Annotated in this window: 13 protein-coding genes and 1 tRNA gene; 6 read left to right on the top strand and 8 right to left on the bottom strand. The window is 64.3% G+C overall.

Annotation, left to right across the window (positions count from 1 at the left end; genetic code table 11):
* Both B4400_RS10515 and B4400_RS10520 read left to right on the top strand, forming a co-directional pair.
* Positions 1–1,647 (top strand): CocE/NonD family hydrolase, encoded by a 1,647-nt coding sequence (locus B4400_RS10515; protein WP_078311544.1) that lies wholly within the window; start codon positions 1–3, stop codon positions 1,645–1,647.
* Positions 1,644–2,207: a DUF4352 domain-containing protein gene (locus tag B4400_RS10520; protein ID WP_078311545.1), complete on the top strand. Its 564-nt coding sequence runs from the start codon at positions 1,644–1,646 to the stop codon at positions 2,205–2,207. The genes B4400_RS10515 and B4400_RS10520 overlap by 4 nt, the downstream gene beginning before the upstream one ends.
* On the opposite strand, the gene B4400_RS10525 is transcribed toward B4400_RS10520, so the two are convergent.
* On the bottom strand, positions 2,204–2,764 hold the full coding sequence (locus B4400_RS10525; protein ID WP_078311546.1) for a TetR/AcrR family transcriptional regulator: 561 nt from the start codon (positions 2,762–2,764) through the stop codon (positions 2,204–2,206). The two genes, B4400_RS10520 and B4400_RS10525, sit on opposite strands and share 4 nt — an antisense overlap.
* A gap of 81 nt (positions 2,765–2,845) precedes the next feature.
* Here B4400_RS10525 and B4400_RS10530 point away from each other — a divergent pair, with 81 nt between their 5' ends.
* Complete coding sequence (locus B4400_RS10530; RefSeq protein WP_078311659.1) at positions 2,846–3,280, top strand: DoxX family protein; 435 nt, start codon at positions 2,846–2,848, stop codon at positions 3,278–3,280.
* Here B4400_RS10530 and B4400_RS10535 read toward each other — a convergent pair.
* Complete coding sequence (locus tag B4400_RS10535) at positions 3,277–3,972, bottom strand: CPBP family intramembrane glutamic endopeptidase (RefSeq protein ID WP_078311660.1); 696 nt, start codon at positions 3,970–3,972, stop codon at positions 3,277–3,279. The two genes, B4400_RS10530 and B4400_RS10535, sit on opposite strands and share 4 nt — an antisense overlap.
* Positions 3,973–4,176: 204 nt before the next feature.
* Between B4400_RS10535 and B4400_RS10540 the strand changes: the two genes are divergently transcribed.
* Together B4400_RS10540 and B4400_RS10545 are read left to right on the top strand one after the other, a co-directional pair.
* Positions 4,177–4,869 (top strand): GAP family protein, encoded by a 693-nt coding sequence (locus B4400_RS10540; RefSeq protein ID WP_078311547.1) that lies wholly within the window; start codon positions 4,177–4,179, stop codon positions 4,867–4,869.
* Between the two features lie 262 nt (positions 4,870–5,131).
* A complete protein-coding gene (locus tag B4400_RS10545; protein ID WP_078311548.1) occupies positions 5,132–5,554 on the top strand; it encodes a helix-turn-helix transcriptional regulator in 423 nt (140 codons plus the stop codon).
* On the opposite strand, the gene B4400_RS10550 is transcribed toward B4400_RS10545, so the two are convergent.
* The 5 genes from B4400_RS10550 to B4400_RS10570 form a co-directional block, all read right to left on the bottom strand.
* Positions 5,494–6,648: a hypothetical protein gene (locus B4400_RS10550; RefSeq protein ID WP_286142208.1), complete on the bottom strand. Its 1,155-nt coding sequence runs from the start codon at positions 6,646–6,648 to the stop codon at positions 5,494–5,496. The two genes, B4400_RS10545 and B4400_RS10550, sit on opposite strands and share 61 nt — an antisense overlap.
* Positions 6,645–7,793, bottom strand: a complete 1,149-nt coding sequence (locus B4400_RS10555; protein ID WP_078311549.1) for a hypothetical protein — start codon at positions 7,791–7,793, stop codon at positions 6,645–6,647. The genes B4400_RS10550 and B4400_RS10555 overlap by 4 nt, the downstream gene beginning before the upstream one ends.
* The gene (locus tag B4400_RS10560) at positions 7,793–8,314 is read right to left on the bottom strand and encodes a hypothetical protein (RefSeq protein ID WP_078311662.1); all 522 of its coding nucleotides are present in this window, start codon (positions 8,312–8,314) and stop codon (positions 7,793–7,795) included. Before B4400_RS10560 ends, B4400_RS10555 begins: the two co-directional genes overlap by 1 nt.
* Before the next feature lie 171 nt (positions 8,315–8,485).
* A tRNA-Thr gene (locus B4400_RS10565) sits at positions 8,486–8,561 on the bottom strand.
* Between the two features lie 57 nt (positions 8,562–8,618).
* The gene (locus B4400_RS10570) at positions 8,619–9,824 is read right to left on the bottom strand and encodes a DNA polymerase III subunit delta' (RefSeq protein WP_078311550.1); all 1,206 of its coding nucleotides are present in this window, start codon (positions 9,822–9,824) and stop codon (positions 8,619–8,621) included.
* A gap of 163 nt (positions 9,825–9,987) precedes the next feature.
* Here B4400_RS10570 and B4400_RS10575 point away from each other — a divergent pair, with 163 nt between their 5' ends.
* The gene (locus B4400_RS10575) at positions 9,988–11,478 is read left to right on the top strand and encodes an adenylate/guanylate cyclase domain-containing protein (RefSeq protein WP_078311551.1); all 1,491 of its coding nucleotides are present in this window, start codon (positions 9,988–9,990) and stop codon (positions 11,476–11,478) included.
* Here the strand turns inward: B4400_RS10575 and topA are convergent.
* The gene (gene topA, locus B4400_RS10580; protein ID WP_078311552.1) at positions 11,475–14,264 is read right to left on the bottom strand and encodes a type I DNA topoisomerase; all 2,790 of its coding nucleotides are present in this window, start codon (positions 14,262–14,264) and stop codon (positions 11,475–11,477) included. The two genes, B4400_RS10575 and topA, sit on opposite strands and share 4 nt — an antisense overlap.
* Between the last annotated feature and the right edge of the window lie 146 nt (positions 14,265–14,410).

A 14,410-nucleotide genomic window follows, 5' to 3' on the forward strand; every position in this document is an offset into this window, starting at 1 on the left:
ATGCTCGGAGAACTGGCTTTCACCTGGACGGGACGACTTTCTGCCCCTTTCCTTGAAAAGCTGCTCGACCTGCCCGAACCCGTCACCGCCGACGTGCAGGCACGTCGGGGCATCAAGGTAACGATGCCCGACGGCGTCAAGCTCGCTACCGACCACTTCCGGCCGCCCGGGCAAGATCCGCTACCCGCCGTCATCTTCCGCACGCCGTACGGCAGGCACGGTGCGATCAGCCAGATGTGGGCAACGCTGTTGGCACGTCAGGGATTTCAGGTTGTCCTGCAGGACACGCGTGGCCAGTTCGGTTCCGAGGGAAAGTTCGACGCCTTCCGCCAGGAGCGCGCGGACGGCTTGGCCACGGCAGCCTGGGTCCGGGAGCAGCCCTGGTGCGACGGCACACTCGCGACGGCCGGTCCGTCGTATCTCGGGCACACCCAGTGGGCGGTGGCGCCTTACCTCGAGCCACCCTTGGCGGCCATGTGCCCGGCGATCACCACCAGTAATTTCACCGAGCTCTTCTACCCGAGCGGGGCCTTCAATCTGCACAACTTGCTGAGCTGGTCGGCCTCGATCGGCACGCACGACGGCTCACAGATCAAGCGCCTGCTCCGGATGCGCGCCCTTGAGAAGCAGGTACGCCGCGCCATGGATCACCTGCCCCTGGGCAACGCCGACAACGTCGCCATCGGCAAGCCAGAACCGTTCTGGCGCACCGTGACCGACCATACCGACGATGACTACTGGGACGAGATCGATCACACCCCACGGCTCGCGCAACTCAACACACCGGTGAGCATGGTGACCGGATGGTGGGACCTGCTCCTGGTGGGTCAGCTTCGCGACTACGACGAGTTGCAGAAGGCCGACTGCCCACGGCGGATCACCATTGGCCCATGGGACCACATGAAGTCACTCAAGGCGGTGGTCTCCGACAGCTTCTCGTGGCTGGCCGCTCATCTGCGGGGCGACGTCTCCTCGACACATCGCTCTCCGGTTCGGGTCTACCTGCAGAAGGCCGGCCAATGGCTCGACTTCGATCACTGGCCACCCAAGAAGTCAACCCCCACCCCGCTGTATTTGCAGGCCGATGACGTACTGGATTGGCATGCACCACAGAGCGATAACCCCGCCGACACGTTTACCTACGATCCGGCGGATCCCACTCCGGTTGTGGGTGGGCCACTGCTGGACACGAGATTTTCCGGACAGCGCGACAACTCCGCGACCGAGAAGCGTTCCGATGTACTGGTGTACACCAGCGATCCGCTGACGAGCGACCTGGACCTCATCGGCCCCGTCTCGGCGTCTATCTACGCGACCACGGACAGCGGCCAGGGCGATCTGTTCGTCCGACTCTGCGATGTTGACCGAAAGGGAGTATCCCGCAACGTTTCCGATGGAATCGTACGGTTCAATGGTCCGACGGATTCGCCGGTCGCCGTGACCATGCATCCCACCGGCTACCGTTTCACGCGCGGACACCGGCTACGAGTACAGGTCAGCGGCGGCGCGTTTCCCAACCACGCCCGCAACACCGGTTCCGGTGAACCGCTGGCGACCGCCAGCCGCATCGTCCCGATCCGCTTCGAGATCCACCACGACGAGGAACGCCCCTCTTCCATCACGATTCCCGTGATGGGCACTTCATGATCATGAAACACCTTTGCACCCTTGGGCTTATCGGGATACTTCTCACGGCATGCGGTGGCAATGAGGCTTCAGAGAGTCGGCCAACCCTCATCCACGTCGGCCCCAGCGGCGGCGGGGCTGAAACCAAAGTGGTTACGGCAGAAGAAGGTAAGCCCGGCACTCTCGGACAGCAGGTGCGCGACGGCGACCTCGCGTTTGTCGTCACACGGGTAAACGATGCCGGGACGGTCGGCGACCAGGCGGATCCGGCGCTGCAGGCGACGGCGAGCGGCACCTTCGTCGTCGTTCACGTCGAGGTTCTGAACCTCGGGCAGACAACGCACTCCTTCCTCGGGGACGAACAGAAACTCAAGGATGCAACGGGCAGGGAGTACACCCCCGACAGCATGGCAAACATCTTGGCACGCAACGCCGAACAGCTCGAGCCTGGCGCAGAACTCGGGCCCGGTACGCAGAAGCGGTCGGTGCTCGTCTACGACGTCCCGCCCGGCACCGTGCCCAAGGAGATCGACCTACATATCGACTACAAGTCCAAGGGCGCCAAGGTCTTGCTTGGCTAATCGGTGGGCGGGAAGAGCGCGTACGCGATCTGCGAGGCGATCACCCTCGGATCGGCATCATCGCGCGAATCAGCAAGCGCCCCACTGGACCACAGTGAGACAAATCCGTGCACCAAGGACCAGGCCGCACGGGCCGCGGTGACCTTATCGGCCGAAGTCTGCCGGGGTGTCAGTGTCGCGATCCCGGCATCCAAGGCGGCACCGGCACGGACTCGCGCCGCGGTGAGTCGCGCATCGGTGGAATCCAGCAGCGCGGGTTCGAACATCACCGCGTAGTGCCCGGGATGCGCCAGGGCGAAGTCCACGTAGGCCAGGGCAGCGGCATGAAAGTCCGGGCGCGCGCCGTCGAGGGCCCCGGCGAGTTTGGTGAATCCGTCGGCGGCCAAGGCGGTGAACAGACCGCGGCGATCGCCGAAATGGTGTGCGGGTGCGGCGTGCGAGACACCCGATTCGCGCGCCAGTTCCCGCAGTGACAGCTCGGTGGGGCCGCGCCGGGCCACCATATCGGCCGCGCTGGCCAGTATCGCCGCCCGCAGATCGCCATGGTGATACGACATCGCACCAGCATAACGCAGATCTTGACATTGACTAGTTTCCCGATATCGTCTATCTAGTCAATGTCAAGATTGGAGATCGTCATGGCACCACTTGTCGCCCTGGTCGTGGGGACCCTGTTGGCGCGCCTGATCGGCGCCCAGGGGTTCACACCCGTCAATTCATGGCCGGCCGCCGTGGTGGTCGGTCTCGCCGCGATGTTCACACTGACCGGCGTCGCGCATTTCGTCCCGAAGATGCGTCAGGCGATGATCGCTATCGTGCCGCCGTGGATTCCGGCCGCCGGGCTCCTCGTGGCGCTGACCGGCGTGCTCGAACTGCTGGGCGCGATCGGCGTGCTGGTTCCCTCGACACGTGTGGTGGCCGCCGGATGCCTGGGAGTGCTGCTGGTGGTGATGTTTCCGGCCAATGTGTATGCCGCGACCCAGCGGTCCAACCCGCTGTCCACTCCCCTGGGCTGGCGCACCGCTGAACAGCTGCTATTTCTCGCAGCGTCCGCGATCGTCGTATGGGGCTAGATCAAGTGCCAGACCAGAACCGCGGCCAGCACTCCCATCCCGTTGAGTGACCAGTGCAACGCAATGGGCGCCAAGAGGCTGCCACTGCGGCGCCGCAACCAGGTGAAGACGAAACCCGCGATCGCGGTGGCGACCACCGCCCCGGCGACACCGGCGATCTGGGCCCACAGGCCCACCCCGAGCAGCCTCGTCAGGCCGACATTGCCGGTCGTCAGACCCAAGGAAGTAGCGATGTGCCAAAAGCCGAACAACAGAGACCCGGTGGCCGCGACTCCCCGGAAGCCCCAGGCCCGAGCCATCGTCCCGTGCAGAACCCCCCGGAAGGCGAGCTCCTCGGGAATCACGGTCTGCAGCGGGATCAGGACGAAAGAGGCCAGTAGCGCGCCCGAAACGGTCGTCGCGTAGCTGCTGTTGAGGAACATCGGTCGGGTCATCGGCAGCAAGAGACCGATGCCGATCACCGCTCCGACGATGACAACCGCGACAGCCGCGTACTTGGCGCCGGAACGCCAGTGATCGCGGCCCAACCCCAACTCGGCCCAGGAGTGGCCCCGGTAGCGGATCAGAGCCAGGAGCCCAATCGCGGCGATCGGGACCACGACGAAGTTGGCCCAGGGCGTGGTGAAGTGCGCGATCAGATTGGTGGCGACGAGAACAGCGACCACGACAGCAATGTCGATGTAGGTGCGCATGTCCCGCAATCCGTGCAGGGGCGCAGCAACAGCCGAGGTCTGAGTAGGCATCCGCCCCAGAGTACCGGCGGTCTCGTTGGCCCAGGTCAGAGTGTGATCCAGTCGTGGCCATCGTCCCGCACCTCGGCGCGAGGCCGACTGTGGCAGTGCCCACAAGGCCGCGTTAACCGGAACACGATCCACCCTCACGTAAGTTCTGGAATCGTGCTCACCCTGTTGCTGGCATTCGCGGGATTCGCCTGTCTGGACGCCCTCAACGTACTCAACATCGGTATTGCCACCACGATCGTCTATGTGACCCGGCTGGAACGCCGATCGGCGTTTCCCGGCGGCCTCAGCTTCGTCACCGGGTTGTTTGTCGCACTGTTCACGTTTGGACTGGCGACCGTGCTCGGCGTGCGCTCGCTGACCGACGTGGCCGGTGGTTCGGACATCACCCCGTCTACCCGGTATTGGGCCCAGCTGGTCATCGGCATTCTGTTGATCGCCTTTGCCTCATTGACCTGGTTCACCGAGCCGGTGACGCCGCCGTGGATTCGTACCATTGCGCGCCGCCACCCATGGCTTCTCGCACTCGTTGGGCTTGCGCTGGGCTATGCGGAGGCTCCCACATCTGTTCCGTACCTGAGCGCACTCGCGATGTTGGCCTCACGTCACCCGCTGCCGCCGACGTGGCCGCTGCTGCTGGTCGGCTACGGCTTGGTCGCCATTCTCCCGAGTCTGTTGATTCTCGTACTGTCGACGCGGCGATCTCCACGCGCGCGGCGGGCGCAGCGCGGCCTGGTGCGGACGGTGACGCGATACGGCCCCACTGCGATTCGGGTGATTTTCCTGTCCCTCGGAGTCGTCCTGATTGCCAGTGCGCTGGTGCATCACAGCGCACTGGGGCTCCGCTGAACAGCGGCAGGTTCATACAAAAATCGGCTGACCAGTCGCTGTGCTCAACCCCACGATGAGCACAGCGATTGGCCAGCCGAGAGCGATCGACCTTGATTAGCCGAACGAACACTCCGGACATTACTGTCAGTAAATAGTCCTTGTCAATCACTTACCCTTCCGATAAGTTGCATATCGCTCGGACACCCGCAGACCTACGGTGAGCAGCACAGCATGTGCGTGTATCGTTGGGCTGCGAAGTGAAAGTATGTGAGGGGGTGCGGTGCCGGACTTTTCGCAGCGCTTGAGCCATCTGTTTGCCACAGTGCATCCGGCCGGGCGCGGACCTTATTCCCTCAACGAAGTGGTCGCCGCACTTGGCGAGCGCGGCGTCGAGGTGTCTTCGCCGTATCTGTCACTTCTACGCAAGGGCGAGCGGTCCAACCCGGCGCCCGATATCGTCACGGCGCTGGCGGAGTTCTTCCAAGTGAGTCCCGCCTACTTCTATGACGCCGACTACGCCGCATCGGTGAATCGCGATCTGGATTGGCTTGTGCAGCTGCGTGACTCAAAGGTCCGCGAAATCGCACAACGAAGCTACGCGCTCTCCGAGAACAGTCGGCAGGCGATCGCCGATATGGTCGATCACTTGCGCAAAGTCGAGGGCATACCTGACAAGGAAGCCGGAGCCTCCAAGCGTTCCTGACGTTCTCGGTAGGCGTCGGCGATCGCGAGCACCCAGGGCCCGTCACTCACGCCTTCGGGCGGACGCAGCCATTCGCAACTGAATCCCGGAACCGCTTCATCTACAAGCCAATTCGCCACACCCAGAGTCCGTTCGGAGCCGCCCTTTGGCACCAGGGAGTTGGTTACGAGCGGCACCCGGCGCCTCTGCGCTAGTAGCGTGAGACCATCCTGGATATGTGTGACCCATTCGAATACTAAGTCCGACAATCGTATTCGTGTTTCCACCGGCGGAAACAGCCCCGGGAACATACCGCCGAGAGCGTCACGGAGTGGGCGTAGTCGCCGCAATTCCCGCTGCGCCTGAACACGCAGCATCACCGGCGGCCACAGAAAACCCGCGACAATCAGAACCGCGGCGATACAGCCCGGCCACGTCTGCAACCACACTCCGACGGCGCCGCTGATAAAGCCCTCGCCATGGCTCAGCGGGCGCCAGATCCCTCCGCAGAAGCTCGCGACAACCTGGAACATCGACGCGGCCGCCAGCAGTCCCAGACCGACGCCGACGGGAGTTCGATCGGCGTTCCGAGAGCCGACCCACGCGAGCTGAAGGACCACCAACATCATGTACGCGCTGCTCACCGCAACAGCGATGGCCGCTCCGCTATCAGCCCCGGAATACACGATATTTGCGATCGTCAGCGCATCGCCCGCCATCCCGATCAACTCACTGTGACGCACGGCGACAACGACGATCGTGAGAGCGATGACTGCTCCCGCAACAGTGACCCACAGCCCACGGCGAATACGCTCTTGCGACGCGTCGCCCCTGATGCCGATGACGAAAACCTGTAAACACGCCGCGATCGTGATGGCCGGCCACCCGACGACGCTGACGGCGCGTACACCCGGCGGCAGTGCCGCCCACACCCAGTCGGTGTACACCACGAACCAGATCCACACCGACACCCCGAAGGCGGTGACCGCGACGGCAGGGACCGATGTGGGATCACGCACAATCCGCCGGATTCGATACAGCAACACCGGCAGAAAGCAGATGAGCACGGCCACGCGCACAATCTGCATCAGCTCCCACGCCGCGCGGGTAGTCACGGCGCCACCGGCAGATGCCCACGTCGTGCTTCTCGCACACCAAAGGAGTCCGCACGGCCCCCATAGGCATCGGCGATGGCGAGCACCCACGCCTGATCGCTCATGCCCGTTGGCGGACGCAGCCATTCATGGCTGATTCCCAAAACCGATTGACCAGAAATCCAATTTGCCACTTCCTGAACATGATCCACATGATCCACGGGAATCGGCACACTGGTTTCCACCGGTATCCCATGGCTCTGCGATAGCAGGGTGAGGCCGTCTTGTATATGCGCCAGCCACTCAAATACCAAGTCTGACAGCCTTATTTGAGATTCTGTCGGCGGGAAAAGCCCTGGGTACATCTCGATGAAAGCATCATGGAGTGGCCGCAGTCGCCGCAATTCCCGACGCGCCTGAATACGTAGCATCACGGGCGGCCAGGCGAATCCCACCACCATAAGGGCCGCACCGATACATCCGGGCAGGATCTGAAGCAATGGACCATAGCGGCCGCTAATCCCCACGCCTCCGCCTGTCAGCGGGCGCCAGATTCCCGTGAAGGCGATCGCGATCAATTGCAGCACTGCGGCCGTCGCCAGCAGTCCCAGCCCCACGCCGACTGGCGTGCGGTCGGCGTGCCGGAATCCGACCCAGGCGAGCTGGACAAGCACCACTGCCAGGTAGCCGCTGCTCACGACTTCGGCAATCGCCGCACCGCGATCTCCACCATCGAGAAGAGCGTTGGTGAGCGTGAACATGTCATCAGAAGACAGCAGCACACGGCTCTGACTCACCGCTACCGCGACCACAGCCAGGACCAGGCCGGTGACGGCGAAGGTGGCACGCAGCCCCCGTCGAATCCAGACCTGCGAGACATCACCACTGATGCCGATCACGAAAATCTGCAGACAGCCAGCCATCCAGACGGGTGCCCAACCACCGATGCTCACCGCGTGCACGTAGGACGGCATCACCGACCACACCGGCTCGGTGAACATCAACATCCAAAACCACACCCATAACCCAAAGACAGTGGCGGCGATGGCAGGGATCGACATGGGGTAGCGGACTAGCCGCCAGATCCGGAACAGCAGTACCGGTAGAAATCCGATCAGTACCGCGATGCGCACAGCCTGCAGCGACTCCCAAACCGAGAGAGTCATTACCCCAGCGCGTCGTCGACGTATGGGCTCCAGCTCGGGCGCTCACGCCGGCCGGCCCGCAAGCGGCGCACCAACAATGCCGCGAACCGCTCAGCAGCTAGTTCATCCTGTGGCCAACGATCATCGCTCTGGGTCAATTCATCGGCGCCACAACTGCGTTGCAGCATGCGCGCAACAAGTTCAGGCGGCACCGCTCGGACGTGCTCGGCGGCGAACTCGGCCACCGGCAGACCGCGATGACCTAACACCATATGGCCCAATTCATGTGCGATCGTGCGGTCGCGGCCCACGACTCCATGCCCCACCTGCACGAGGTCCCTGTCGGGGAACGAGATCCACTGGCCGAAAACTCCGGCCGCGAGCGGCGCATCCTCGATGTCCACTACCCGGCCGTTCGCGTGCGCCCAGCTATGCGCGACATCAACCACCGAGCCTTGCCGTCCGGTGGCTGTGGCCAGCACCTGATCCACCGCAGCAACGACCACGCCATGACGGCTGGCACCGCGCCCCGCGAACCACATGAGCATCAATCTAGCGGTCCGACGTTGTGCCCACAGCAGAAGTACCCGGCAGCGGAGTGATTTACGTCAAGTACTGGAGAAGGGCTACGAACGCAAGAAGCGGCTCGCCGAGTTCGAGCAGGTCGATGTGGCGTGGCCGGGGCGGTCTCGAAAGCTATCGAATAATCCGCGTGGAGCTGCCCGGGGGAATCGAACCCCCGACCTATTCATTACGAGTGAATTGCTCTACCGACTGAGCTAGGGCAGCGTGCCGGGCGAACCCAGCGCCCGAGAGTCTACGGCACCCCCGCCACGACTCCCAATCTCATTCCGACGGGCGCAGCGCCTGCCCTGCCGTCGCGACCAGGGCATCGATTGCGAACTTGGGCTTCACGTTCATCGCCAGTGCTTCGCGGCACTCCAGGACGGCCTCGATGCATTGCAGGAGCTGTTCGGGCGGCACCCTGTCGACCATCGGCCCGAGCCGGTCAGCCATATCGGGGTGATGCAACGTCACACGGCCTTCGTCCGCAGCGCCGAACGACAGCACCAACGCGTCTCGGAAGTAAGTGGCCAGATCGATGAGCGTGCGGTCCAGGGCATCTCGCGATGCCCGGGTCTGGCGCGATTTTTGCTTACGTTCAAGGTCCTTCAGGACACCTGCGGAACCGCGCAGCGCAGTCGCCGCACCCTTACCGGTGCCCCCGGCCCCCAGCGCGGTCTTCAGTTCTTCCTCTTCGGCCTCGTTACGCGCGGCCGTCAGCTCCTTGGCCTCGACATCGGCGCTGCTCACGAGTTCCTCGGCCGCCGCATACGCCCGCGTCGGGGTGGCGGCCTCCCTGGCCAGACCCAGCGCTCGCAGGCGCCGTGCACGGGCCTGCTCATCGGTGGCAAGTCTGCGCGCCCGGCCCACATGGCCGCCGCTCACCGACGCCGCCCACTGCGCCTGCTCGGCATCAATCCCGTCGCGTTCCATCAACACCTGCGCGATGGCTGCCACCGAAGGAGTGACGAGCGCCACATGCCGACAGCGGGAGCGGAGGGTGACCGAGATATCCTCGGGGTCCACCGACGGCGCGCACAGCAGGAACACCGTCCGTGGCGGCGGCTCCTCAACAACCTTCAGCAGAACATTGCCGGCGCCCTCGGTCAACCGGTCGGCATCCTCGATGAGCACCACGAGCCAACGCCCGGTGCTCGGCCGGCGCCAGGCCGCCTGCACAATGGCGCGCATCTCGTCCACACCGATCGATAACCCCTCGGGAACGACTCTGCGCACGTCAGCATGGGTCCCGGCCATCGTGGTCGTACAGGCACGACATTCCCCGCAGCCCGCGGCACCTTCGGATTCGCACTGAAGGGCAGCGGCAAAACACAAAGCCGCCACCGACCTGCCCGACCCCGGCGGTCCGGTAAACAACCACGCATGGGTCATCCGGCCCGCGTCATTGCCGCGTGCAGCCAATGCCGCAGATGAGAGCGTGGAAACCACCGCTCCCTGATCCACCAGGCGACCGAAAACCCCGCTCATCGTCTACCAACCCTAGCCGCCGGATCCGACGCGAAGAACAAGCCGCACAGGCGTGTGAAACGCTGCCGTCACCGCCGACAGCTACGGTTAACGGGTGACTGGCGCGGAGGGAAGGGCAGACCAGCGCCCGCTTGCACGCGCAGCCCGGTATTCGCGGTGGGTCATGCGCACGCCGTGGCCCCTCTTCATCATGGGTATCGCCCAGTCCAACCTCGTCGGCGCACTGTTCGTGTTGGGCTTCCTACGGTTCGGGCTCCCACCGAGTGACCGGGTGGAGCTGACCGAGCTCGGCACGCAGCGGCTCATCATCCTCGGTGTCTCACTGTTCATTCTCTTTGTTGCCGGCGCGATCGTGAGCACCTACCTGCTCCTGCCCGTGCTGCGCTGGCAGTACAGTTCCCCGGACTTCGAGTCCGAGGGGTCCGAGGATGTCCGCGTCCGCGCCCTACAGATGCCCTTCTACCGCACCGTCATCAGCGTGGCGACGTGGCTTGTGGGTGGCGCGATATTCGTCGCCGTCACCTGGTCATCTACCCATAGCTCGGTGCTGGTCGCCGCATTCGCGACGGTGCTCGGGGCCACCACGACCAGCATCATCGGGTACCTGCAGTCCGAGCGCGTCCTGCGCCCCGTGGCGATTCAGGCACTGCGCCGCGGAGTGCCGGAAAATGTCACAGCCCCAGGCGTTATCGTCCGCCAGGTCCTCACCTGGGCACTGAGCACCGGCGTGCCGATCCTGGCAATAGTGCTCACCGTCGTGGGGCAGCGCGCGGGTTACCTGAAGTCCAATGCCGATAACCTCACCGGCTCCATCCTGATCCTGGCGATCATCGCCCTGGCGATCGGACTGATGGGCACCCTGCTGGTGGCCACCTCGATCGCCGATCCGCTGCGCCAATTACGTTGGGCACTCAGCGAAGTGCAGCGCGGCAACTACAACGCCCACGTACCGATCTACGACGCCAGCGAGCTGGGACTGCTGCAGGCCGGGTTCAACGACATGGTGCGCGATCTCGGCGAACGACAACGCCTCCGTGACCTCTTCGGCCGCTACGTCGGCGAGGACGTCGCACGCCGGGCGCTCGAATACGGCACCGAGCTTGGCGGTCAGGAACGCAGTGTGGCAGTACTTTTCGTGGACTTGGTGGGCTCCACTCAGTTGGCGTCCACGCGTGGCCCCGCAGTGGTCGTCCGGGTCCTCAACGAGTTCTTCCGGGTGATCGTCGACACCGTCAACAAGCACGGCGGATTCGTCAACAAGTTCCAGGGCGACGCGGCGCTGGCTATCTTCGGCGCTCCCATTGATCATCCCGACGGCGCCGCGGCCGCGTTGGCGGCCGCCCGTGAGCTGGCCGACGAGCTCACCAACGTATTGGGCTCCAACGATTTTGGTATCGGCGTCTCTGCCGGACGCGCCATCGCCGGCCACATCGGGGCGCAGGCGCGCTTCGAGTACACCGTCATCGGCGACCCCGTCAACGAGGCGGCCCGGCTTACCGAGCTGGCCAAGAACGAACCCGGAAACGTGCTGGCGTCAGCTTCCGCGGTCATGGAGGCTCGCGACGAGGAAGCACTGCGCTGGAACGTCGGTGAGACCGTCGAGCTGCGCGGCCGGAACGTGTCGACACAGGTCGCACGTCCGCGCCACAGCTAGGTCGCTTTCTTGGCAGCAGCCTTCTTCGCGGGGGCCTTCTTGGCCGGAGCCTTCTTCGCCGCCTTCGCCGGTGCCTTCTTGGCCCGCTTCACCGGACCGCGCGCGCGACGGTCGGCAAGTAACTCCGAGGCCCGCTCGTCGGTGATCGACAGCACGTCATCGCCCTTACGCAGGCTGGCATTGGTCTCGCCATCGGTGACGTAGGGACCAAAGCGGCCGTCCTTGATCACCATCGGCTTGCCGGTCGTCGAATCCACACCCAGCTCACGCAGCGGGGCCGCCGAGGCCGCCTGTCCGCCACGGCGTTTGGGCTCGGAGTAGATCTTCAGCGCCTCGTCAAGGGTGATGGTGAACATCTGATCCTCGGTGGCCAGCGATCGAGAGTCCGTGCCGCGCTTGAGGTACGGGCCGTAGCGCCCGTTCTGCGCGGTGATCTCCTCGCTGCTGGCGGGATCGACACCGACCACACGCGGCAAGGACAGCAGCTTGAGTGCGTCCTCAAGCGTCACAGTCTCCAGCGTCATGGACTTCAGCAGCGAGCCGGTGCGCGGCTTGGGCCCTTCCACCTTCTTGGCGCCCCGCTTCGGCTTCGCATCCGCTTCCACGGCGTCGAGCTGCTCGGGCGGCGCGGGCAGCACCTCGGTCACGTAGGGGCCGAAACGTCCATCCTTGGCAACGATTTCGTGTCCGGTCTCCGGGTCAACACCCAGCGTCCGGCCCTCCTGCGGAATCGCGAACAGTTGTTCAGCCATCTCGACCGTCAGCTCATCGGGCGTGACACCGTCCTTGACGTTGGCACGCTGCGGGATGAGCGCCCCGGCCTCCCCGTCCGGATCGGCCACCATCCGCTCCAGGTACGGCCCGTTCTTTCCGACGCGCACATAGATGGGGCGGCCCTGGTCGTCGTCGAACAACTTGATCGAGTTGACCTCGCGAGCGTCGATCTCCTCCAGGTTGACACCCACCAGGCGCTTCAGACCGCCGGCGCGGGCCACCGAGCCCTCGACGCCGTGCTCGCCACCAAAGTAGAAGGCGTTCAACCAGTTTGTGCGCCGTTCGTTACCGGAGGCGATCTCGTCGAGGTCGTCCTCCATGGCGGCGGTGAAGTCGTAGTCGACGAGACGGCCGAAGTGCTGTTCGAGCAACCCGATCACCGCGAACGCGGTCCACGAGGGCACTAGCGCGCTGCCGCGCTTATGTACGTAGCCGCGGTCCTGGATGGTCCGGATGATCGACGAGTAGGTCGACGGACGCCCAATTCCCAACTCTTCCAACGCCTTGATGAGCGAGGCCTCGGTGTAGCGAGCAGGCGGATTGGTGGTATGCCCATCTGCGGACAGTTCGGTGACCGTGACGGTCTGGCCCTGCTTGAGCTGTGGCAGGCGGCGTTCCTCATCGTCGGCCTCGCCACCAGCCAATTCATCCACGGTCTCGACGTACGCGGACAAGAAGCCGGGGAACGTGATGGTGCGACCGCTCGCGGTGAACACCACCTGCTCGCCGGAGGTGGCGGTACCCGCGAGGCGCAGGCTCAGCGTGGTGCCACGGGCGTCGGCCATCTGCGAGGCAACCGTGCGCTGCCAGATCAGCTCGTACAGGCGGAATTCGTCATTGTCGACCAACGAATGCAATTGCCCCGGAGTTTTGAATGTCTCGCCTGCCGGGCGAATAGCCTCGTGCGCTTCCTGCGCATTTTTCACCTTGCGGGTGTATTGCCGTGGCGAGGGATGCACGTATTCGCTTCCGTACAACTCCGCGGCCTGGCTGCGCGCGGCAGTCAATGCCGATTCCGACAGCGTCGTCGAGTCGGTACGCATATAGGTGATGTAGCCGTTTTCGTACAGCCGCTGCGCGATGCTCATGGTGCGCTCGGAGGAGAACCGCAGCTTGCGCCCGGCTTCCTGCTGCAGCGTCGACGTCATGAACGGCGGGTAAGGCTTGCGGGTGTACGGCTTCTCTTCGGCGGATGCGACCGTCAGGGTGGCGTGAGACAGCCCAGCGACGAGGGCGTTGGCCCGCACTTCGTCAAGGACCAACACATCGTCGGCCTTCTTGACCTGGCCCAGGGAGTCGAAGTCGCGGCCGGAGGCCACTCGCAGTGCGTCAACGCTCAGCAGACGGGCATTGAAACGTGGGGGCTTGGCCTCACTACCGGCGTCCAGCTCGGCGCCCAGGTCCCAATACCCGGCACTACGGAACGCCATGCGATCGCGTTCACGCTGGACGATGATCCTGGTCGCCACCGACTGCACACGACCGGCGGACAGATTCCGGCCGACCTTCTTCCACAGCACGGGGCTGACCTCGTAGCCGTAAAGGCGGTCCAGGATGCGACGGGTCTCCTGCGCATCGACGAGGTTGTTGTCGAGGTCACGAGGGTCCTGGGCGGCCGCAAGGATGGCCTGCTCGGTGATCTCGTGGAAGACCATGCGCCGCACGGGCACCTTGGGCTTGAGAGTCTCCAGCAGGTGCCAGGCGATGGCCTCACCCTCGCGGTCACCGTCCGTTGCGAGATAGAGCTCGTCAACGTCCTTCAAAAGGCCCTTGAGTTCGGTGACGGTGCCCTTCTTATCCGGGCTGACGATGTAGAGCGGCTCGAAGTCTTGATCGACGTTCACTCCAAGACGGGCCCAGGGTTCGGACTTGTACTTGGCGGGAACATCGGCAGCGGCACGGGGCAAGTCCCGAATGTGGCCACGCGACGACTCGACGACGTATCCGTCGCCGAGATAGCCAGCGATCTTGCGGGCCTTCGTCGGTGATTCGACGATGACGAGCCGTCGCACCTGCTTCGTCTCCTTACCTGCGCATTAAGCCGCATATGTACGGTGTAGGGGGCGGTCCACCGTGGTCACAAGATGACACCCCCGCGCCAATTGCGCAAACCTAGCCTTCCATATAGGCGTCGGTATTCCCGATGTCAGGGTGGCCA

It is taken from the genome of Mycobacterium sp. D16Q13 (genome assembly GCF_002013375.1).
Taxonomy (GTDB): Bacteria; Actinomycetota; Actinomycetes; order Mycobacteriales; family Mycobacteriaceae; genus Mycobacterium.

Excerpts from the sequence above, each read along its gene's own strand:
- B4400_RS10515 (WP_078311544.1), top strand. The coding sequence starts at position 1 with ATGCTCGGAGAACTGGCTTTCACCTGGACGGGACGACTTTCTGCCCCT.
- B4400_RS10520 (WP_078311545.1), top strand. The coding sequence starts at position 1,644 with ATGATCATGAAACACCTTTGCACCCTTGGGCTTATCGGGATACTTCTC.
- B4400_RS10525 (WP_078311546.1), bottom strand. The coding sequence starts at position 2,764 with ATGTCGTATCACCATGGCGATCTGCGGGCGGCGATACTGGCCAGCGCG.
- B4400_RS10530 (WP_078311659.1), top strand. The coding sequence starts at position 2,846 with ATGGCACCACTTGTCGCCCTGGTCGTGGGGACCCTGTTGGCGCGCCTG.
- B4400_RS10535 (WP_078311660.1), bottom strand. The coding sequence starts at position 3,972 with ATGCGCACCTACATCGACATTGCTGTCGTGGTCGCTGTTCTCGTCGCC.
- B4400_RS10555 (WP_078311549.1), bottom strand. The coding sequence starts at position 7,793 with ATGACTCTCTCGGTTTGGGAGTCGCTGCAGGCTGTGCGCATCGCGGTA.
- B4400_RS10560 (WP_078311662.1), bottom strand. The coding sequence starts at position 8,314 with ATGTGGTTCGCGGGGCGCGGTGCCAGCCGTCATGGCGTGGTCGTTGCT.
- B4400_RS10570 (WP_078311550.1), bottom strand. The coding sequence starts at position 9,824 with ATGAGCGGGGTTTTCGGTCGCCTGGTGGATCAGGGAGCGGTGGTTTCC.
- B4400_RS10575 (WP_078311551.1), top strand. The coding sequence starts at position 9,988 with ATGCGCACGCCGTGGCCCCTCTTCATCATGGGTATCGCCCAGTCCAAC.